We start from the raw sequence: 19,997 nt of genomic DNA, 5'->3' as shown, positions 1-19,997 counted from the left end.
AAAAAGACATGATTTACACTTTAAAAAAAGCCAACAACAATACCCGCTATGATTTATAAATTTTATCAACAACACATTTTTCCGCATCTTTTAAATCAAGTCATGCAAGTACCGAGCCTGATGGATAAACGACGCGAACTCCTTTTAGCCGTGTCTGGTGAAGTACTCGAAATTGGCTTTGGTACAGGTTTGAATTTAGCGTTTTATCAAAATGTTGATACGGTTTTTGCCCTTGAGCCCAATCCTGATATTTTTCATTTAGCTGCTGAACGTGTACATGCGGCACCCTTTGAGGTACAGCATATTTTAGCCGGTGCTGAAAAATTACCCTTTGCAGATGAAAGTCTAGATCATGTCGTGAGTACATGGACCTTATGCAGCATTGCCGATATTGAAACTGCGCTTGAAGAAATCTACCGTGTCCTTAAACCAACAGGAACATTTCATTTGGTTGAGCATGTACAACACAATGAAAATGGGAAAATTAAGCAGTTACAACACTTATTGACGCCCATTCAAAAGAAAGTCGCGGATGGCTGTCATCTGGATCGTCATATGCAAAAGTTGCTTGAAGATGCCCAGTTTGAATGTTTTGAAACGCAGTATTTTGATGCTGAAGGCATTCCAAAAATTGGACAGCGCATGTTGCTCGCCCGCGCACAGAAGTTGAGTTAAAGCGTCCAAGGCCATGTTTAAGCACAATCAAATCTAGTTAAAAGTACCTAGTCTTTGATTAGTCGAATGGCATTAATTTTTAGGATATGACAGGGCTTTTTATTCAACACATTATAAGTGCTATACGACTTACCTGTTTTGATGGAATGTACATCCACCCATGCACCCAAAATCTCCACACGATCCCCTGATTTCAAACGCCGAATACGATTTGCGACGTCTTCGGATTGAGCAATCACACTGACATTTTGCAATTCAGACTTGAGCTTTTCAATTTGTGTCGAGGGCACGTCTTTCGCTTGCACGCTAAAACAGCGGTTCTGCTGAGACCACTCAAGATGATATTTTAAAGACTGGATATCATTTGCGCCTGAACTCAGTAGCAGATCAATATTGCTGACATACGCCAAGTCTTGAAAGCCACCCACCACGGTCGGTGCGGCCGGATGTAATGTACGACTACTCGCACTGTAGTAGCGTTTATCCAACAGCAAATATTCACCGGAAAATGCCTGAGTCGCTGTGACCTGAAAATTTTTCAGCACACCAGTCTGCTCTAAATGTGGAATGGCACGAAAATATTCAGACCATATCCACAGCATGAGCGCAAAAACGGCTGCAGTCGCTAAGAGTTTTTCCATGTGGATATTCTGTCCTTATTGCTTTTCGACGGTTCTGAGGCTGAGTCACGCGAGCTTAAATATGCTCAAAATCAATTCGGATGGTTTCAAAACGTACTCGCCCTTCGGCAATGGCTTGAGCAATCGCTTGTTGCCCTTTGGTCAAACGTGCGCCACCACTTTTAATATCAATCAGCACCACTTCGATGTCTTCAGCGAGTCCATCACCATCACGAAAGTCGGTATAGCCATCAAAAACCACATAATCGATCGGGTCACCGAGAAACTTTGCATCGCTAGGTAAATACTGAAATTCAGGCATGATCGGCGCCATTTGTTCGGCCATTTTGCCTTTTAAAACAGCACGACTGGTATTTACACTGCGTTTTTGTGCATGGGCCAAGGCCTGCTGATGTTCCAATTCTAGTTCTGCAATATATTGCTCGTATTCTGCCTTAATCCTTCCATTGCGACTGCCACTTAAAATTAAGGTGGTCAGTACAATCCCAATACACGCGCCAATGAGCATGGCCATCCAGACAGACATTTAAAATTCCTAATCTTTTTAATATATTACAGCGAAACGTATAGAAAAAACTTAGACTTTGGTTCTTTGTTATATTCCCCGCATTAAACAATGATATGCTAGGGATGAGCAGAATAAAATCTATTTAGGTCGATGAAAACGATATTAATTGCCAATCAAAAAGGTGGTTGTGGCAAAACCATCACAGCAATCAGTTTAGCCTCTGCACTTGCGCAAAAAGGTTATAAAGTGGCCTTGGCAGATGCTGACAATCAAAAGTCTGCACGTCAATGGCTCAAACAGCGCCCAGAGACTGCAGCCCCAATTCAGAGCCTAGATTGGCGTCATGAAAAATCGATTGGTGATGTGCCGAAAGGGATTGAATATCTAATTATCGATGCACCGGGTGCGTTATCGGGTGAACATGCAGATCAGTTGGTGAGTGAAGCTCATGCCATCATTACCCCGCTACAACCATCTTTCTTCGACATCGACTCGACCCGTCGTTTTTTAAAGCATTTGCAAGAAATTAAACGGATTCGTAAAGGTAAAGTCCAAATCCTATTGTTGGCCAATCGTGTCAAACCCAATTCTGCTCATTCCAAAGAAATTCAAGATTTTTTCAATAAAGTTGAACAGCAGCCCGTTGCTTGGATTTCTGAACGTACCGCTTATGGTCAACTTGCCATGCAAGGTCTTTCGGTTTTTGATAAAACGCAAAAAATGTACCTCGGCATGCAGCAACAATGGCAACCTGTGCTCAATGCCATTATTGAAGACGAAGCCGAGTGGTTTTAACCCATCATTCCACATTTTGCTGATATAAAGGTCAATCTTGCAAGGATCTAGCCTGAAAGATATTCACCATAAGTTAACAAGCTCTCGTTTTCGGGAGCTTTTTTTTCGGTTAAGATTGAACACAACATGATGAAAAAATCAGAGCACGCATTGCCAACGTTCGCACCTACATTACAAAAAGTCTTATTGTTCGGATTATTTTTTATCCTGATTTTTTTGAGCTTTAGCGTACTCAAATACTTTATTGTGCCCGTCGTTTGGGCAGCGATTATTGCTTATATGACTTGGCCACTGTATCAATCGGTGCATCGTTTTTGTGGCAATCGTGCAAATCTAAGTGCGGCGCTGATGATCTTACTGGTGGTGCTCGTGGTGGGTCTGCCGGTGATTTTTGCGATCTTCTTGCTACAACATGAAGGCCGTAACTTGTATTTTGAATTACAAAAGCAAGTTTTCTCTGGTCATGTCAATGTGCCTGATTTTATTCGCCAACTGCCGTTTATTGGTAAAGAAGTCAGTCGTACCCTACATGAGCTGAACAATGACCCAAACAGTATTATTCAATCAGTACAAATTTGGATTCAGGGGCATTTGAACTACGGTAAAGTTTTGGTCGGCGAAGTCAGTAAAAATATCTTTAAGCTGTGTTTTGCCGTGATGTCTTTATTTTTCTTCTATCGTGATGGTCAAACCATTTTAAGTCAGGTCAGTAAAGCCCTCGAAATGGTCATTGGGCCACGTATTCATCATTATCTTGCCACTATTTCGGATACTACACGTGCCGTAGTGTATGGCATCGGTCTCACCGCCATTGCCCAAGCTTTACTTGCCGGTCTCAGCTATTTTGTCGCCGATGTGCCTAACCCAATGTTATTAACCATCATTACCTTCATGTTGGCACTGATTCCGTTTGGCCCACCAATTTCATATACCGCTGTGTCGTTGTGGTTATTTTCACAAGGTCAAACCATTGAAGCAATTGGCGTCATGGCTTGGGGTGTTTGTGTGGTGAGTACGGCCGATAACGTGATTCGTCCTTTAGTAATTTCAGGGGCAACGCAGATTCCATTCTTATTAATCATGTTCGGTGTTTTAGGTGGTATCGCCAGTTTCGGTCTTGTTGGTTTATTTATCGGGCCAGTGATCTTGGCTGTATTGTTAGCCATTTGGCGTGAATGGTTGCATGAAACCCAAATTGAAGCCGTCATGATGCCCAAAGCAACGTTGGCACATAACTTAGACAATATAGATGATAAGCCTGAACAACCTTAATTCAGGCTTGAATTCATTAAACAAATATTACAATCAAATACTTAAATTATCTGTCATCCTGTATTCGCATCTGTTTCAATGGTTGAGACTCCATAAAAACAGACAGGATGCCAAACATGTCTTCACTATTTAAATTCGGTGCGCTTGCTGCGGTCAGTGCCCTGATGTTTACAGGCTGTGCGAGTACCTCGACTTCAACAGGTCTGAATGCAAAAACCGTGACGGTCAATGCCGTGACTGCTCAAGGTATTGGTCAAAGCATCGGTCAAATTAACTTGGTTGATAGCCCTGCTGGCTTGGTTATTCATACCAATTTAACCCAGCTTCCTCCGGGTCCACACGGTTTCCATATTCATGAAAAAGGCTCTTGTGCCCCAGCTGAAAAAGATGGAAAAGCGGGTGCTGCACTCGCTGCGGGTGGGCACTTTAACCCTAAAGCGGCACCTCACCACGGTACACCGTTAACCGGTCACATGGGTGACTTACCGATCCTTCAAGTTCAAACGGACGGAACAGCAAAAGTGAATTTAATTGCACCGCGTTTGAAATTGGCGGATGTACAAGGCTTAGCCATCATGGTCCATGCTGGTGGTGATAATTACTCAGATGACCCTAAACCTCTAGGCGGTGGCGGTGACCGTATTGCCTGTGGTGTGATTCAATAATCGACCTTGCACATAGATTTGAATAAGCGGACTTTAAGTCCGCTTTTCTATTGAATAAAAATTGACAGTTCACAGAAAAAAGCTCAGTCTAATTTACAAAATCATTCGAATACTACAGAACTCTGTGAACACGCGACTCTCTTGGTTTCAACAGTTTCAATCCAGTGCAATCATTATGTATTGCCTGCAAATTTGTATTGTTTTGAGTGGCACCACGCTCGGATTATATTTTCTCGGTTTTCATAGTTTTATTGTTCCCGTCACCTTAGGTGCGATTGCCACCGCACTCACCGACTTTGATGACCGGCTCAGCATCCGACTGCGTAATTTGCTCTATGTCTGCGTACTCTTCTTTAGTGTCAGTAGTATTTTAGATTTTCTCTATCCTAATAAGCTGCTGTTTATCTTGTATCTTTCACTGTCCAGTGCAGGATTTATTTTATTAGGAGCTTTGGGGCAACGCTATGCCACGATTTCTTTTGGCACGATTTTACTGTCGATTTACACCATGTTCGGCTTGGGCGAATATGACACCTGGTATTTTCAACCCAGTTGCTTTGTTCTAGGGGCCTTATGGTATGGCCTGACCTCGATTCTCTTTTACCTGATTAAACCCACCCTACCCGTACAGGACAATCTCTCGCGTTGTTTTTTACAAATCGCCGAAGTACTGAATGCAAAAGCACGCTTATTTGACCCAGATAATGTCAACAATGTGGAACACTTACTGTATGAATTATCGCTCAAAAACAGTGATGTCATCCCGAGTTTAAACACGACCAAAGCTTCTTTACTCACCCGTTTAAAAGCCTCAAGAGCCAATAAAAATACCATCTACTGGCTGAATTTATATTTCTTGGCACAAGATATTCACGAACAGGCCAGTGCGAATTATTTACACTACGAACAAATTCATCAAAATTTTAGCCGTACCGATTTAATTTTTCGTTTTCAAAAAAATATTCGATTACAAGCGCAGGCTTGCCAACAGTTGGCCTACTGTATTTTGCATCGGCAGCCCTATCAGCCTGATCCCATTACTGCGCAAGCACTGGCACATTTGCATGCCTCTTTGCAGGAGTGGATGGCCAATAATCCGCAAAATATAGAAGTGAAAAACCTACAGCTGATCTTGAGCAATTTGGACAGTGTGCAAGAACGTTTTTCGCATGTGCAGGATTTAGATCATTCACAGCAACAGGCCTATCAGCAGCATATTGACAACCTCAATTTACTCGATGAGGACATTCACGGCTGGCATGATTTATGGCTCAAACTGAAACAGCATTTGAGTCCCGAGTCTGCCTTATTTCGCCATGCCGTTCGCATCGCCTTTGTCTTTGCGATGGGCTATGCCATTTCCCTCTTGCCCTTTGCCAAAAATGGCTACTGGATATTATTGACCAGTTTATTTGTCTGTCAGATGCGCTATTTTGCGACCAAAAGTCGTTTAAAAATGCGGACTTTGGGAACCATATTAGGGGTCTTACTTGGCATTCCTATTTTGTATTTTGTGCCGAGTGTCGAAGGTCAATTACTACTGACGATTATTTTTGGCGTGTGCTTTTTCTATCTGAGTGCCAAAAAATATGCCATGGCGACCCTCATGGCAACCTTAATGGTCTTGCTGATTTTTAATTTAAAAGGCGCTGGTTATGCGGTCATTTTACCACGTATCGTTGATACCCTACTCGGCTGTTTTATTGCATGGTTCGCGGTGAATGTGATCTGGCCAGATTGGGACTTTCGCAATATTTCCAAGACCATTCAAAAAAGCTCTGCTGCGACCCTGCATTATTTTGATGCCGTGGTTGAGCAATATCTCCATGGGAAAACCAATAGCATTGATTATCGGCGTGCCCGTCGTTCAGCCCATAATGCTCAGACTGAACTATCGAGCATGATTTCAAGTTTAAGTACCGAGCCTGAACCCGACCAAACTTTGATTCAACATGCTTTTCGCTATTTGGTCTATAGCCATAGTCAGCTCAGTTATATTTCTGCTCTGGGGAGCCACCGTGAACAGGTACAAGACCAACAAGTCCTTGAACTGCTGCAATGGTGTCAAAGCACCTTAGACGAGGTCTTAATTCAGCAAAAACCGCTCAACCCTGAGAAAATTCAGCAAAAACTTTTCGAAATTCAAACACTCAGCACTGAAGAAATGCGGTCTAATCACCTACAACTGGTGCTCAAGCAGATCAGTTTATTATTAGAAACATTAGCCGAACTGATTCAGCTCAGAACACAGCTAATTCAGGCGGAAATTAAATAAAATCATTTGGGACTCTTGATGAAAATGCTTAGTTTCGGTCTTAAACGCCTCATATTAACCACGATTGTGGCGACCTCATGTTTAGCTGCTTCTTCTGTTTTTGCAGCACCGACAGCACAAGATTTGAAGCGTATTCTGGAATGTCAGGCCGATTACGACACTTATCATGATACTTTGCTCGACTATGATAAGGCTCTGGGGCAATTGGGTTGGAAACGCCATGATGACCCACATCAACCGTTTATTTATATCTATAAAAATAAGCAGGCTGTTGAATTTTTTGGCATGCCGACCCAAGAAATTGGCCTGTCTTCAAATGCAGTATTCGCGATCTATCGCCAAGCCGATGTGAAAAAACTTGCCCAAAAATATGGCATTGAACAGCATCCGATGTTTGCCAATATGCCGTTTTTCCGTGGTGAAAAAATCCTACGTACGGAAGCTGAAACGGATGATCTGCATGCGATCAATCACAAACTAAGCCTGTCTGAAATGACCGGAAAAAGCCCGATGATTTTACTCGGCTGTAACTATGAATTTGATCAGGGTTCGATTGAGGATGCCTTAGCGGATCTTGAGGATTAACCCGAGCAGACGACTCAGAATTAACTTTAAAAACATTTACTTAGATTTAATATGCGGATCAATTATTTCAACAGGAACGCTTCGTTCCTGCTGTGCTTTCAGGTACACTCAAGACTGAAATCACTTTGAATTTAGAATTCGCATGAATATCAAGACTTTACGCTTTGTGGGCCTACTCGAAGGCATCTCCTTTTTATTATTGTTGTTCATTGCTATGCCAATGAAGTACCTGATGGATAATCCAATATTGGTCAAATACGTCGGTATGGGACATGGCGTCTTGTTTATTGCCTTCTTGGTGGTGCTATTTGTGGTCTGTGAAAAACAAAAATGGTCACTCAGTGTATTTCTAATGGGCTTAATTGCATCGATTTTGCCTTTTGGCCCGTTCATTTTCGATCGCAAATTAAAAAATGCAGAACAACCTGCAACATCAAATTAAGACGGTCTACAACAAATAAAAAAGCCCAATATTGTTCTACACAGCATTGGGCTTTTTCTATGATGGCATGAACTCGAATTTAAAATTCACCCGTCAATTTGCGCTGCCGCATAATATCTCGCACCACCAAGCGTGGTAGGCTGAACCACAAGATAATGAGGGTAAATCCCGCCAAACTATAGGCCCAAAGGCCAAAGTTTTCATACAGCACGCGCACGATTTCGATCACGGCAAAGAACGTCAGCATCATGATTACAGACACTGCCGCAGCCACTGTGCCCTTCGACATTTCAGACGACATTAAGGCAAAACGATAGAGCACAGAAAAGCTAATCCCTTCACCAAAACTGACCAAACTCATACCAAGAATGAGAAAGGTCAGAAAATAACTTTCAGTCATCGTCCCAATCACCACGAGGCTCGTCCCGAGTAACATCAGCGGTAGCCCGATCATCACAGACTGACCTAGAGGCAATTTATCGATGATTTTAATCAGGACAATATTACCGAGGATCAGACCGCCCAAAACAGGAAACTGTGCCATGCCATATTGCATGCTACTCAGTCCTAGCTGCTCCACCAATATCACCGGAGATAGCGCAATCCAGAGCATCAAAGGCATTGCCACCATCGGTAGGCCCAGTGTCAACGCCAAAAAGCGTTTGTTTTTTAATACCTGTATAAAGTCATCAATGATATAGCCCACCGGTTGCTTGGGGATGCTGATGTGCTGAGCCGGCATCTTGGCCTTTAAACCAAACCAACTCAGAAAAGATAGAAATGCGATTCCTATAAAGCCCCAATGCCATGACACGTGATCAATCATAAAAGCACCGAGGACAGGGCCGATCAGTGGTGCCAGTAGTGAGATATTGGCCATGATCGCCATGACTTTGATGGCATCACGCTCTTCAAAAGTTTCCTGAACAGCAGCATAGCCCACGGCAGAAATGACCGACAAACCAAAACCTTGTAAAAAACGCAACGTTAAAAAGCTTTCGATATTATGCGTGAGCAATATCGCTAGACAGCATAAGCTAAAGAACGCTACACCACCCAATAGGACTTTTTTACGGCCTAATCGGTCTGACAATGGCCCTAATATTGCAGCGACACAAGCACCTCCCAATAAGTAAAATGACATCGACGAGGGTGCCCATGCACTACTCACACCAAACTCTTGGGTAATCGCAAGCATGGCGGGTTGGACTAAGTCGTTGCCGATATAAACAGAAAATTCAAATAAAACCAGTGCCAAGGGAAACATGAAGGTGGCACGACTTAATTTTGTGGTTTGTACGTTTTGCATTGTTATCTACATATCAAATATGTGCTGTCGAGCTTGAAATGACAAATAGGGAGAGACACTTCAGCCCAATGACGAGCACTGTAATATTAATTTTAAAAATGAATTTGCGGCGTATCCGCCATATGTGCGTCGTATTCACAAGACGCTAGATAGAGATAAAATGAACTTCAACGAACCGATCTGTCGGTTTGAGTCCGACTATTTTAACAGTGTTTGCTGGCGTTGTATTGGTCTTTTTAAACTACCGCTTTTATGGTTTTTCATTGTCTGCTTTTTGGATAAAGCGACCTTGTTTTAGGTCCTCATAGGCTTGCATGACTTCTGCAAAATGATTCATCACAAAATAACCTCGCCCATAGATGGGTTCATTTAAAGGCTGCGCCGATAAATACAACATGTGGCTATCTTCAACTGCCGTCAATTCGACATTTTCACCTCGGCTCGACATGACTGCCATATGCTGTGCATTTAACTGTTCATCTGTTTCAGTAAATTTCAGCTTGCCCGAACGTAAATACACAAGTGTGGTATCCCCTTCTTGTGCAGGCAGGGTGATGCTTTGATTTGCTCTGACAAAGACATCAAATACTTGTATAGGTGTATGTGTTTCTGCGGGGCCTTGGGCTGTTAAATATTGCCCTGCAATGACCCGTACATAACCTGCATCTTGGGCTAAATTGATCTTTGGAATACTGGCTTTGGCTAAGCTCTGATAGCGCGCAGGATTCATTTTATCTTTAGCAGGTAAATTGACCCACAATTGCAATATTTCAAATGCTCCGCCCTGCTGTGCAAAGGCTTGGCTAAAGACTTCTTCGTGTTGTATGCCTGAAGCAGCAGTCATCCACTGCACATCGCCCTCACCAATGACGCCACCGCCACCTGCCGTATCATGATGTTCGAGTTCGCCTTTAAACACTAATGTGACGGTTTCAAACCCTCGATGTGGATGTTCCAGCACGCCTTTTTTCAGTTTGGTTGGTTTCAGTACCCCAGGCCCTAAATGGTCGAGCAATAAAAAAGGCGAAACGGTATTGCCCAACTCATAATGGGAAAAAACTGAAGTCACTGGAGCAAAGTCACCGACAGGTGAGCCTGAGTCATTGACGTGAATAAAAGCGAGGGTTTTCATCATAAATTTGAAATCTGATCATGATTTGAATTCGATTCAATATTATTAAAAACTATACGAACTCACGAGAATATTTTTAGGATTGAATATTCTATGTTTAGGATGAAAATTAAGATACGCGGAAACTCATCCGCAACTGTCCGAGTCAGGACACATTCAATATGTAAAGTTTCTGCGACCTACACAATTGAAGATGGTATTTGACGAGTTTTGCGGATGAAAGATAGTTTTGCTACTTTTGCCGAAACAAAAGTAGATACGAGCTCCAATCATCGAATTTAAAATGAAAGGACCCCGTCATGCTGAATATTTAATAAGAAATTTAGACCTTAACTTTTTATAATTTAAGGACACTTCGCCGCTTGGAAAGTCTTGGTATTTTTACCACGTTGGCACTGATATTCCTTTTGCGTATTTACACGCTGCCAGTCACCATCCACCAATCTAAAACTATAAATAGTACGAACCGATTTCACTGAATCATCCATCAAACCCGTTTCCGTCACTTTTACCTGCCCCGCATTTGGCGACTCAACACGGTTAAAGTACTGACGAATTTCCACAGTCGACAGCTCTTTACGCAAATCAGGACGTTCTTTTAATACCTGATCGAGTGGCGTAGCAGAAGAACCGACTTTAGACACAATTTTCTGCGTTGTCGCACAACCCGCCAACATCCCCACACACAATGCAGACACAGCAATTAAACGATACATAGAAGCAACTCAAATTTATTATTCAGTCCTATCATGCCGAACATTTGTCCAAAACACTATTTAAGCAATGTAAAAGAAGTTCCTCACTCCACAAAATCAACGTGCTGTTTCTCATCCATGTGCGGCTAAAAAGGCGTGCTATAGCCATAAAAAAACGCACCCGAAGATGCGTTCTAGTACGTCTTTAAAAAATTAAAGATCGAACAATTTACCTGGGTTCATAATTGCATTTGGATCGAATACTTTTTTCAATGCTTTCATATATTCGATTTCTTCTGCTGAACGTGTGTAATCGAGGTAAGGCTTCTTAGTCATACCCACGCCATGTTCTGCAGAAATTGAACCGTCATATTTTTTCACAGTTTCAAATACGTATTTGTTCACCACTTGGCATTTTGCAAAGAATTCATCTTTACTTAAATCCGCAGGTTTCAAAATATTTAAGTGCAAGTTACCGTCACCAATATGACCGAACCAGCAAATTTCAAAGTCTGGGTAGTTCGCTTCCACAATTGCATCAATTTCTTTAATAAATGCAGGCACATGTGTAATCAGAACTGAGATGTCATTTTTGTATGGTGTGAACGGTGCGATTGACTCTGAAATGTCTTCGCGTAAACGCCATAAGCTATGTACTTGGTCTAAGCTTTGGCTCATCACGCCATCCAGTACCCAACCTTGTTCCATGCAATGTTCAAAGATTTCCATTGCCGCATCCATGATCGGTTCAAATGGTGCTTCAAACTCAAGTAATACATAGAACGGACATGGTGTTTCAAATGGACGTTGAACATGACCATTGTCCAATACTTTTTGCATCGCAAGTTCACCAAAGAACTCAAATGCAGTCAGGTCGATTTTCTTTTGGAAGGCATGTAGAACAGGCATAATCGCATCAAAATCAGGCACACCAAGAACCAATACTTGTAAGTCATGGGGTTGGCGTTCAAGTTTGATTTCAGCTTCCGTCACGAGGCCTAAAGTACCTTCACCACCAATAAATAAATGTTGAAGCGCATAACCAGTCGCGTTTTTGATCATGCCTTTGTTCAAGCGCAGGATGTCACCTTTACCTGTAACCACAGTCATGCCCAACACCCAGTTACGAGTCATGCCGTATTTAATCACTTTAATACCGCCGGCATTGGTACCAATGTTACCGCCAATTTGTGATGAACCTGAAGATGCAAAATCAACTGGATAGTACATGCCCTGTTCTTCTGCATAGTTTTGCAATTGTTCAGTCACTACACCTGCTTGTACACGAACCATACGGTCAGCTGGGAAGAATTCCAAGATTTGGTTCATCTTGTCCATGCTCACCACGATTTCACCGTTGGCAGCCACAGCACCCGCAGACAAACCTGTACGACCGCCGCTTGGTGTGATCGCGACATTAAATTGGTTGGCAAGTTTTACAATCTGTTGAACTTGTTCTGTGCTTGAAGGGAAAACGACGACCGACGGGTTTGGATCGAAGTGCTTAGTATGGTCACGACCCCAATTTTGGAGACTATCCGCATCGGTTTTAATTCGGCTTTCGCCAACAATAGCGGTCAATTGGGTCAATAACTCTGGGGTTAAAGCGACTGGAGCATTCATCGTTTTCAGACCTTGCAAGAAGTAAACAAGTTTTTTTAAAGGTCCAGACTTCATTCAGTCAAAACTGCGGTAACGCATATTTCAAGGGAAAAAGCCTGAAACAGAGCGCATCAAAATGTCAGGGAATTGTTCAAGATGATTTTGAGCGGCACCATTATAAGCTATAACTGGGCTTTTTTTGACAAAACCCAAAGAAAAACGTGATTTCAAAATGTCACGAGGAATATGACCAAGTTAATTAGACCAAATCTAAAAAATATTGACTCATCATTCGCCAAAATAGCCATGACGTCGGTCATAAAGGAAATGTATATCAGGCGACTTCCTATGCTATTATATGCGCACTAAATTTGGCCTTTGTAGCGGAGCCGTAATGAGCCAACATCTTTCTTTACCTAAAGATAAAATTCGTTTCTTGTTGTTAGAAGGCGTTCACCAAAACGCAATCGACACTCTAAATGCTGCTGGATACACCAACATTGACTACCGTAAAACTGCGCTTGAGGGTGAAGCGTTGAAAGAAGCGGTTGAAGATGCTCACTTCATTGGTATTCGTTCACGTACTCAATTAACTGAAGAAGTATTTGAAGCGGCGAACAAACTGATTGCTGTGGGTTGTTTCTGTATCGGTACAAACCAAGTGAACTTAAATGCTGCAATGATTCGCGGTATTCCAGTATTTAACGCACCATACTCAAATACGCGTTCAGTTGCTGAACTAGTACTTGCTGAAGCGATTCTATTACTTCGTGGTGTTCCTGCAAAATCTGCTTCAACTCACCGTGGTGGTTGGAACAAGTCTGCAGTCGGTTCATTTGAAACTCGTGGTAAAACTTTAGGTATTGTTGGTTACGGTTCGATTGGCTCGCAACTTTCTGTACTTGCTGAAAGTTTAGGTATGCACGTAATTTATTACGATGCCGTAACTAAACTTCCAATGGGTAATGCACGTCAAGTCGGTTCTATGGGTGAACTTCTTGCCAATGCAGACGTCGTATCTCTACACGTTCCAGACGTTCCATCAACTCGCAACTTCTTCGGCAAAGACCAATTTGCTCAAATGAAAGAAGGCGCAATCTTCCTCAATGCTGCACGTGGTACATGTGTCATCATTGAAGATCTTGCTGATGCAATCAAATCTGGTCATATTGCTGGTGCAGCTGTAGACGTATTCCCGAAAGAACCTAAAGCAAACGGTGAAGAATTTGTTTCTCCACTTCGTGGCTTAGACAACGTGATTTTGACTCCTCACGTGGGTGGTTCAACGATGGAAGCGCAAGCGAACATCGGTCTAGAAGTAGCTGAAAAATTCGTTGCTTACTCTGATAAAGGTATGACTTTATCTGCAGTGAACTTCCCAGAAATCGCGTTACCGTTGACTGAAGGTAAACACCGTTTACTTCACATCCACAAAAACGTGCCGGGCGTTCTTTCAAAAATCAACAACTTGTTTGCTGAACACGGTATCAACATCTCTGGTCAGTCTTTAATGACTAAAGGTGATGTGGGTTACTTAGTGATGGACGTTGACGCAACTGCTTCTAAAGAAGCATTGGATACACTTCACGAAGTTGAAGGTACAATCCGAGTTCGCGTATTGTTCTAATCGCATTAGACACTGAAGCCACAGCCTTCGGGCTGTGGTTTTTTTATTGTTATAAACTTTTAAAATCTGGCTAGTGCCACTCTCCCGCTCTTCGAGTCATCGAAACAAATTTAGTTTATGCCAAATTTTAAAGTTGCACCGGCTGTCCAAGCACCGCTGATCTTGCTTATTGCCATGATCAGCATGCAAAGCAGCGGTTCCTTTGCCAAATATCTTTTCAGTCAATTTCCCATACTGACCGTTTCGGCCATGCGATTAATGCTAGGCGCTTTGATTTTGGCGATTATTTTTAAAGTTTGGCAGATCAATTTTAAACAAGTGAAATGGTCGTCGATCCTCAGCTATGGCTGTGCCTTAGCAGGGATGAATGTATTATTTTACTTGTCGATTGATCGTCTCCCGCTCGGCATTGCCGTCTCTTTTGAATTTATTGGCCCGCTCAGTGTCGCACTATTTGCTGCACGCCGAAAATTTGACTTTATTTGGGTCGGACTGGCTATTTTAGGCCTTATCCTACTTTTTCCTTTTGACCAAGCTGCACAAAGACTTGATCCCGTTGGCATTGCCCTCGCCCTTGGTGCAGGTGCCTGCTGGGCACTCTATATCGTGGCAGGTCAGAAACCTTCTGGCGTTTCAGGCAACCATACAGTTTGTTTAGGTATGTTTGTCGGCATGTGTATGCTTATGCCGATTGCATTATTTGTAAGGATTCCTGCGCATGCCTTTGAACCGATGAGTCTCCTCTATTTTCTTGCTTTAGCCACCTTGGCCAGTGCCATCCCCTTTAGCTTAGAAATGATTGCACTCCGCAATTTAACGGCGCTCAGTTTCGGAACGCTTATGAGCCTAGAACCTGCAATTGCGGCACTCTCTGGTTTTGTCTTTTTAAATGAACAATTACTTTGGACCCAGTGGTTAGCCCTTGCTGTCATTATCTGTGCCTCGATTGGCTGTACCTATACCACGCAAAAAGCCAAAGCCATTTAAATTCAAAATATGTTCCCATGACAATGGATGAACTACATGAATCTCAGACTCAATTTTTTGAATTCAAATTGAATCATGACGTGCTCAGTCCTGCTCTTACATCAGCCGAGCCATAGAATTTTAAATTCAAAATCCATCATGATTTGATCAAATGTTAAAATTCACTCAATTGTCAGCATTACCCGCTATACTGTACTGACTCAAAAATAGGGCTCAACACCGCCCAACAACTGTGTGCCACATGCCAAATTCACAACTTCTTGCTGTCGTTTTCATGGTGCTCTCCATGATCTCCTATCAGATCAGTGCTTCTTTTGCCAAACAACTGTTTTTGGTACTAGACCCACTGAGCGTGACCATTTTAAGGCTGTGTTTTGCCTCGATTATTATTTGTTTGATGTTTCGCTCTTGGCACATTTTAAAACGACTTTCATTTTTAAAATGGCGTGATTTACTCTGCTATAGCGCAGCCCTGTGCCTCATGAATGTCTTATTCTATATGTCACTGGGCAAACTCCCTCAAGGCATTGCCGTTGGACTGGAGTTTATTGGGCCGCTAGGTTTGGCGCTGCTGTCGATAAAAAATCGTAGCGACTATATCTGGGTATTTTTGGCGATCTTAGGGATTGCGTTGATGGTGCCTTGGGGACAGGCTCAAAGCGGCAATTTCTCACTGATTGGTGCGGCGTGTGCCTTGGCTGCCGGACTCTGTTGGGCCTTTTATATTTATTTCGGGCAAAAAGTGGTACACCAAAATATTGGCATGCATGCACTGACCATTGCCATTAGTTTATCGGCATTGACCTTATTACCTATCGGCCTCTATAACAACGCAGCAGCTTTAATGGACACACAATATTGGCCTAAAGCACTGTTGATTGCCATTTTAGCCACAGCGATTCCCTATGCCCTAGACCTCAAAGCCTTAAAGATTCTAAGCAAGCTAAGCTATGGCACATTGTCGAGTATCTCACCTGCTTTGGCAGCTATTACGGGTATGGTTTTATTGGGAGAACGTATCGGCATGTGGCAATGGATCGCACTGCTGTGTATTATGCTCGCCTCAGTCGGGGTGACGATGCGTTCCTCTAAATCGGAAACAGCCAACTAAATTTTTAAAGGCAAAATAGTTAAATAAAAATGGCGGGATTGCCGCCATTTTTCAACACCTTGTCTAAGAACTCCTACATCTAAGCTTTTAAATACAAGGCTTTTAAATACAAGGTTCGAAAAAGTCTAGCTTCTATAAAGGACTTAACCAGTCAGGCTGTCTTTATCTGCTTTTTTATATTTTTTATACTCGGCTAAGTATTGTTTAGCCAAAGCTTCTTTTTGCTTATCATCCAATATTTTACCGGCTTGTTGAAAGAAACCGTGTTCCTCTTCCTGTAAATGATGATGCACAGTTTCTGAAAGTTTTTTGACAATGGCCAGCCAGCCCGGATTGCTAAATTCAGTCTCAGTCAACTGCTCTAAAAGTTCGTCCATTTCATGATGTTCAGCCAAGGCATGACGGGTAATATTCAGCCCCGAATCGGTCATCATTAAAGGAATATAAAAATATCGGTCTTCCCCGACAGCATGCGCGAATAATTCATTTTTAAGTCGGTCAAACAAATCCCGACGTTCTGGACTATCACCAGAAGTTTGTACTAATTGTTCTGCAAGCGCTCTTTGTTGTTCATGACTTTGACGTAAAGCTTCAAAAATATTCATTCTGATGATGCCCTCTGATGCTTAGCGATAGCTGAGTATTTTTTTAATTCAGCAAAATAAAGTGCTTCATTTTTATACTAAACATATCCGCATCAGAATACAGCGCAGCTCTGTTAAGTTTTGTTTTAAGCTTGTCCCGTAAAGGTTTGATACCCTAGCCGTACAATCAAAATACTCACCAAAATCAAAAATAGAATTCGAATAAAGCCACTGCCGTATTTAATCGCCGCACGTACACCAACGATCGAGCCTAATATATTCGCCACAGCCATCATTAAGCCTATAGCAAATAACACATGGCCTGTGGGCGCAAAAAAACTCAATGCAGCCAAATTGGTGGTTAAGTTAGCCACTTTAGACAAAGCAGAGGCATGTAAAAAGTCTGCTTGTAGATAACGAATAAAAAAGAAGATAAAGAAACTACCCGTGCCTGGCCCAAAAATGCCGTCATAAAAGCCAATCACCAAACTACCAAGAGCGGCAAGACCGAGAATTTTAGGGGTCAGTTCTTGGCGTACATGCACCTGACCAAATTGTTTTTTGGCAAAGGTATAGATCGCAATCACGATCAACATGACCAAAACAAAAGGCCGTAAGACTTCTTTTGGAATCATCGATACACAAGCTGCGCCCACAAAGGAGGCAACGAATGCACAACTTGCAATGACCGCAAGTAATTTCCAACGTAGTTTAACTTGGCGTAAAAAGGAATAGGACGCTGAAGCCGTACCAAAGATCGAAGACAACTTATTGGTGCCAAACACCGTCGCCGGAGATAAGTGCGGCATGGCATTCATAATGGCTGGAATTTGAATTAATCCTCCGCCCCCCACTGCTGCATCAATTGCACCGGCAAAAAATGCAAAAAATAAGAGGCTTAAAATAATTTCAATGTCCATAAGAACTCTTCAATGCTGTATCAGCTACTCTAGATTTAACACACGCTTAGGCACCAAACGTTTACGGTCTGTAATTTCAGCCAGCCCTAAACAACGCTCACCTTCAAATACCAAGACCTGCGCTTCTGCCTCATGTTCAATATTACTTTCCATGCCACGACTGAAATATTCTGCACGCCCTTCTGGCGCTTGCACTTTGCAGAAATGATCGACGGGTGAATACACCGGCAGCAATAATGCTTCACGCTCCACTTCAGTCAAGCTTTCCAAATATTCAATGGTGTAAGTTGGATTAAGGTCAAAATGCCCCGTTTGCGTACGGTGTAGATAGGTCAAATGTCCAAAAGTACCTAATGCTTTGGCAATATCTTCGCCTAAAACACGAATATACGTGCCTTTGGAACAGGTGATGTCGAGTGTAATACTATTCTCATTAAATGATAATAACTCGATGGCATAAATCGAAATTGGACGTGCTTCACGCTCTATTTCTATGCCTTTACGCGCCAACTCGTACAGCGGGCGACCTTCTTTTTTCAGCGCAGAATACATCGGTGGAATTTGTTGAATATCTCCCACGAACTGTGCCAACACCTGCTGAATCGTGGCTTCCGTCAAAACAGGTACGGCTTGTTCCATCAGTACCTCACCTTCCACATCACCCGTCGTGGTGCTGTGTCCTAAAAAGACCGTGGTTTGATAACGCTTGGTCGAGTCGAGCAAGAAATGTGAAAATTTCGTCGCTTCACCCAAACAAATCGGCAATAAACCTGAAGCCAGTGGATCAAGCGCACCAGTATGTCCTGCTTTTTGTGCACGAAACAACCAACGCACCTTCTGTAAGGCTGCATTCGAGCTAATACCTAATGGCTTATTCAAAAGAAATACACCATGTACAGGACGACGTTGGATCTTAGGAGAGGCTTTTTTCATGTCAAAATTTGGCTAATACAGGAACAGCGCAATGGTAACAACCCACATCTAACGTTTACAACTCTTCTATGTTTTTATCTGCATTTTATGTCATATTGAGTTCGCATTTAGAACTCTAAAACAATTAAAAACGGAATAAAGGTGCATTGGGATATGCAAAAAAATAAACTTTGGCTCATCATTGCCTTGGTCGTTATCGCAGTTGCTGCATTCATATATTGGCTTGCGCCAAAAGCATCACAAAATGATCCTTCAGATCAATCGATTCAACAACAAAATACGCCTTTAGCTCAGGGCGAAACCTCTACGGCTCAAGCAACAAGCGGTTCTTCGCTGCTCAGTCCAAGTCAACAAGACACGGAAGTTAACTGTCAAATCAGTATGGATGGTTCAAACCGTTTGATCGTGAATGAACAAACACGGAATTGCTTTGAATATTTCATTACTCAGTATGGTGAAAAGTCGATAGATCAAATTAAAAAGGATTTTAAAGCCTATATTGCACAAGGTCATAAAGAACCGGCGCTGTCCCAAATTTATGATTTGTGGGATCGTTATATGAAATATCGTGAACAGTTAGGTCATTTACAGCCACCAAGCGACGACAAAGAATCACCACAATACTATCGCTCGATCTACAGCAGCACCCAGAATTTAAGAAAACAGTTCTTTTCTGATTATGAAATTGAAGGTTTATTTGGCAAGGAAAATACTTATCACGAATACACGCTGAAACGGATGGAAGTAGTAAATGACAAAAAACTGTCTGAATCAGAAAAAGCCAAAAAACTAAAAGCCCTGTTTGATGAACTCCCAGAAGATTGGAAAGAAAATCTGGAACAAATCAATAAACTTGAAGATTTACGCAAGCTCACAGCAGACATTAAAGCCCGTGGTGGTTCAAGCGAAGAAATCCATCAAATGCGGTTAAATTTAGTGGGTCCAGAAGCTACTCAGCGCCTTGAAAATCTAGACAGCCAGCGCAGCTCTTGGAAATCTAGCGTAAATCAATACCTCACAGAGCGTGACAGCATTGTGAAAAGCAATATGAGTGACAGTGCGAAACAACAAGCGGTGCAGCAACTCCGTAATCAGCATTTTAAATCGAAGGAAGATCAGCTCCGCGTCAGTACCTTTGAATCTGTACATGATCAAGGTGGAAAATTACCTTTCGCAGAATAACTGCAAACAACAATTTAAAAACAACTTCAATTTCAGGATGAAATGATGAAAAAACCA

20 protein-coding genes are annotated in these 19,997 nt (G+C 42.3%); 11 read left to right on the top strand and 9 right to left on the bottom strand.

Annotated features, from left to right (window positions below):
- Nucleotides 1-48: 48 nt before the first annotated feature.
- A complete protein-coding gene (locus FTU79_RS05875) occupies nucleotides 49-675 on the top strand; it encodes a class I SAM-dependent methyltransferase (protein ID WP_180049231.1) in 627 nt (208 codons plus the stop codon).
- 47 nt (nucleotides 676-722) lie between these two features.
- Here the strand turns inward: FTU79_RS05875 and FTU79_RS05870 are convergent, their stop codons facing one another.
- Nucleotides 723-1,316: a hypothetical protein gene (locus FTU79_RS05870; protein ID WP_180049229.1), complete on the bottom strand. Its 594-nt coding sequence runs from the start codon at nucleotides 1,314-1,316 to the stop codon at nucleotides 723-725.
- 55 nt (nucleotides 1,317-1,371) lie between these two features.
- Nucleotides 1,372-1,842 carry a Holliday junction resolvase-like protein gene (locus FTU79_RS05865; RefSeq protein ID WP_078192492.1) on the bottom strand — a complete coding sequence of 157 codons (471 nt, stop codon included), beginning with the start codon at nucleotides 1,840-1,842 and terminating at the stop codon, nucleotides 1,372-1,374.
- 132 nt (nucleotides 1,843-1,974) lie between these two features.
- Here FTU79_RS05865 and FTU79_RS05860 point away from each other — a divergent pair, with 132 nt between their 5' ends.
- The 6 genes from FTU79_RS05860 to FTU79_RS05835 all read left to right on the top strand — a co-directional run bounded on the left by FTU79_RS05860 (nucleotide 1,975) and on the right by FTU79_RS05835 (nucleotide 7,858).
- Nucleotides 1,975-2,619 carry a ParA family protein gene (locus FTU79_RS05860; RefSeq protein ID WP_180021560.1) on the top strand — a complete coding sequence of 215 codons (645 nt, stop codon included), beginning with the start codon at nucleotides 1,975-1,977 and terminating at the stop codon, nucleotides 2,617-2,619.
- Between the two features lie 150 nt (nucleotides 2,620-2,769).
- Nucleotides 2,770-3,891 (top strand): AI-2E family transporter, encoded by a 1,122-nt coding sequence (locus FTU79_RS05855; protein WP_180049315.1) that lies wholly within the window; start codon nucleotides 2,770-2,772, stop codon nucleotides 3,889-3,891.
- Nucleotides 3,892-4,007: 116 nt separating this feature from the next.
- Nucleotides 4,008-4,556, top strand: coding sequence for a superoxide dismutase family protein (gene sodC, locus FTU79_RS05850; protein ID WP_180026077.1), 549 nt, complete (start codon nucleotides 4,008-4,010; stop codon nucleotides 4,554-4,556).
- Nucleotides 4,557-4,680: 124 nt separating this feature from the next.
- On the top strand, nucleotides 4,681-6,831 hold the full coding sequence (gene yccS, locus FTU79_RS05845) for a YccS family putative transporter (protein WP_373685648.1): 2,151 nt from the start codon (nucleotides 4,681-4,683) through the stop codon (nucleotides 6,829-6,831).
- 18 nt (nucleotides 6,832-6,849) lie between these two features.
- Nucleotides 6,850-7,416 (top strand): hypothetical protein, encoded by a 567-nt coding sequence (locus FTU79_RS05840; RefSeq protein WP_180049227.1) that lies wholly within the window; start codon nucleotides 6,850-6,852, stop codon nucleotides 7,414-7,416.
- A gap of 142 nt (nucleotides 7,417-7,558) precedes the next feature.
- Nucleotides 7,559-7,858 (top strand): DUF3817 domain-containing protein, encoded by a 300-nt coding sequence (locus FTU79_RS05835; RefSeq protein ID WP_078189335.1) that lies wholly within the window; start codon nucleotides 7,559-7,561, stop codon nucleotides 7,856-7,858.
- 79 nt (nucleotides 7,859-7,937) lie between these two features.
- On the opposite strand, the gene FTU79_RS05830 is transcribed toward FTU79_RS05835, so the two are convergent.
- The 4 genes from FTU79_RS05830 to FTU79_RS05815 all read right to left on the bottom strand — a co-directional run bounded on the left by FTU79_RS05830 (nucleotide 7,938) and on the right by FTU79_RS05815 (nucleotide 12,617).
- Entirely contained in the window at nucleotides 7,938-9,167 is a 1,230-nt protein-coding gene (locus FTU79_RS05830; RefSeq protein WP_180049225.1) for an MFS transporter, read from the bottom strand.
- A 250-nt stretch (nucleotides 9,168-9,417) separates the two neighbouring features.
- Complete coding sequence (locus FTU79_RS05825) at nucleotides 9,418-10,299, bottom strand: pirin family protein (RefSeq protein ID WP_180049311.1); 882 nt, start codon at nucleotides 10,297-10,299, stop codon at nucleotides 9,418-9,420.
- A gap of 344 nt (nucleotides 10,300-10,643) precedes the next feature.
- Nucleotides 10,644-11,015, bottom strand: coding sequence for a hypothetical protein (locus tag FTU79_RS05820; protein ID WP_180049223.1), 372 nt, complete (start codon nucleotides 11,013-11,015; stop codon nucleotides 10,644-10,646).
- Nucleotides 11,016-11,207: 192 nt separating this feature from the next.
- A complete protein-coding gene (locus tag FTU79_RS05815; protein WP_078189543.1) occupies nucleotides 11,208-12,617 on the bottom strand; it encodes an FAD-binding oxidoreductase in 1,410 nt (469 codons plus the stop codon).
- 373 nt (nucleotides 12,618-12,990) lie between these two features.
- Here FTU79_RS05815 and serA point away from each other — a divergent pair, with 373 nt between their 5' ends.
- The 3 genes from serA to FTU79_RS05800 all read left to right on the top strand — a co-directional run bounded on the left by serA (nucleotide 12,991) and on the right by FTU79_RS05800 (nucleotide 16,321).
- Nucleotides 12,991-14,223 carry a phosphoglycerate dehydrogenase gene (gene serA / locus FTU79_RS05810; RefSeq protein ID WP_180049221.1) on the top strand — a complete coding sequence of 411 codons (1,233 nt, stop codon included), beginning with the start codon at nucleotides 12,991-12,993 and terminating at the stop codon, nucleotides 14,221-14,223.
- Nucleotides 14,224-14,340: 117 nt separating this feature from the next.
- Nucleotides 14,341-15,210: an EamA family transporter gene (locus tag FTU79_RS05805; RefSeq protein WP_180004763.1), complete on the top strand. Its 870-nt coding sequence runs from the start codon at nucleotides 14,341-14,343 to the stop codon at nucleotides 15,208-15,210.
- Between the two features lie 241 nt (nucleotides 15,211-15,451).
- Nucleotides 15,452-16,321: a DMT family transporter gene (locus FTU79_RS05800; RefSeq protein ID WP_180008737.1), complete on the top strand. Its 870-nt coding sequence runs from the start codon at nucleotides 15,452-15,454 to the stop codon at nucleotides 16,319-16,321.
- A 143-nt stretch (nucleotides 16,322-16,464) separates the two neighbouring features.
- Here FTU79_RS05800 and FTU79_RS05795 read toward each other — a convergent pair whose 3' ends face one another.
- The 3 genes from FTU79_RS05795 to truB form a co-directional block, all read right to left on the bottom strand.
- Nucleotides 16,465-16,926, bottom strand: a complete 462-nt coding sequence (locus tag FTU79_RS05795; protein ID WP_180049219.1) for a hemerythrin domain-containing protein — start codon at nucleotides 16,924-16,926, stop codon at nucleotides 16,465-16,467.
- A gap of 125 nt (nucleotides 16,927-17,051) precedes the next feature.
- Nucleotides 17,052-17,825 (bottom strand): TSUP family transporter, encoded by a 774-nt coding sequence (locus FTU79_RS05790; RefSeq protein ID WP_180008735.1) that lies wholly within the window; start codon nucleotides 17,823-17,825, stop codon nucleotides 17,052-17,054.
- 24 nt (nucleotides 17,826-17,849) lie between these two features.
- Nucleotides 17,850-18,758 (bottom strand): tRNA pseudouridine(55) synthase TruB, encoded by a 909-nt coding sequence (truB, locus tag FTU79_RS05785; protein ID WP_180049217.1) that lies wholly within the window; start codon nucleotides 18,756-18,758, stop codon nucleotides 17,850-17,852.
- A 153-nt stretch (nucleotides 18,759-18,911) separates the two neighbouring features.
- Here truB and FTU79_RS05780 point away from each other — a divergent pair, with 153 nt between their 5' ends.
- Nucleotides 18,912-19,940 carry a lipase secretion chaperone gene (locus tag FTU79_RS05780; RefSeq protein WP_180049214.1) on the top strand — a complete coding sequence of 343 codons (1,029 nt, stop codon included), beginning with the start codon at nucleotides 18,912-18,914 and terminating at the stop codon, nucleotides 19,938-19,940.
- Nucleotides 19,941-19,997 lie beyond the last annotated feature (57 nt).

It is taken from the genome of Acinetobacter sp. YH12144, assembly GCF_013418345.1.
GTDB lineage: Bacteria > Pseudomonadota > Gammaproteobacteria > Pseudomonadales > Moraxellaceae > Acinetobacter > Acinetobacter amyesii.
This window is presented reverse-complemented; position numbering and strand designations above follow the sequence as displayed.

What these genes read in the sequence shown, in the direction of transcription:
- FTU79_RS05875 (WP_180049231.1), top strand. Translation starts at nt 49, where the DNA reads ATGATTTATAAATTTTATCAACAACACATTTTTCCGCATCTTTTAAAT.
- FTU79_RS05870 (WP_180049229.1), bottom strand. Translation starts at nt 1,316, where the DNA reads ATGGAAAAACTCTTAGCGACTGCAGCCGTTTTTGCGCTCATGCTGTGG.
- FTU79_RS05865 (WP_078192492.1), bottom strand. Translation starts at nt 1,842, where the DNA reads ATGTCTGTCTGGATGGCCATGCTCATTGGCGCGTGTATTGGGATTGTA.
- FTU79_RS05860 (WP_180021560.1), top strand. Translation starts at nt 1,975, where the DNA reads ATGAAAACGATATTAATTGCCAATCAAAAAGGTGGTTGTGGCAAAACC.
- sodC (WP_180026077.1), top strand. Translation starts at nt 4,008, where the DNA reads ATGTCTTCACTATTTAAATTCGGTGCGCTTGCTGCGGTCAGTGCCCTG.
- FTU79_RS05840 (WP_180049227.1), top strand. Translation starts at nt 6,850, where the DNA reads ATGAAAATGCTTAGTTTCGGTCTTAAACGCCTCATATTAACCACGATT.
- FTU79_RS05835 (WP_078189335.1), top strand. Translation starts at nt 7,559, where the DNA reads ATGAATATCAAGACTTTACGCTTTGTGGGCCTACTCGAAGGCATCTCC.
- FTU79_RS05830 (WP_180049225.1), bottom strand. Translation starts at nt 9,167, where the DNA reads ATGCAAAACGTACAAACCACAAAATTAAGTCGTGCCACCTTCATGTTT.
- FTU79_RS05825 (WP_180049311.1), bottom strand. Translation starts at nt 10,299, where the DNA reads ATGAAAACCCTCGCTTTTATTCACGTCAATGACTCAGGCTCACCTGTC.
- FTU79_RS05820 (WP_180049223.1), bottom strand. Translation starts at nt 11,015, where the DNA reads ATGTATCGTTTAATTGCTGTGTCTGCATTGTGTGTGGGGATGTTGGCG.
- FTU79_RS05815 (WP_078189543.1), bottom strand. Translation starts at nt 12,617, where the DNA reads ATGAATGCTCCAGTCGCTTTAACCCCAGAGTTATTGACCCAATTGACC.
- serA (WP_180049221.1), top strand. Translation starts at nt 12,991, where the DNA reads ATGAGCCAACATCTTTCTTTACCTAAAGATAAAATTCGTTTCTTGTTG.
- FTU79_RS05805 (WP_180004763.1), top strand. Translation starts at nt 14,341, where the DNA reads ATGCCAAATTTTAAAGTTGCACCGGCTGTCCAAGCACCGCTGATCTTG.
- FTU79_RS05800 (WP_180008737.1), top strand. Translation starts at nt 15,452, where the DNA reads ATGCCAAATTCACAACTTCTTGCTGTCGTTTTCATGGTGCTCTCCATG.
- FTU79_RS05795 (WP_180049219.1), bottom strand. Translation starts at nt 16,926, where the DNA reads ATGAATATTTTTGAAGCTTTACGTCAAAGTCATGAACAACAAAGAGCG.
- FTU79_RS05790 (WP_180008735.1), bottom strand. Translation starts at nt 17,825, where the DNA reads ATGGACATTGAAATTATTTTAAGCCTCTTATTTTTTGCATTTTTTGCC.
- truB (WP_180049217.1), bottom strand. Translation starts at nt 18,758, where the DNA reads ATGAAAAAAGCCTCTCCTAAGATCCAACGTCGTCCTGTACATGGTGTA.
- FTU79_RS05780 (WP_180049214.1), top strand. Translation starts at nt 18,912, where the DNA reads ATGCAAAAAAATAAACTTTGGCTCATCATTGCCTTGGTCGTTATCGCA.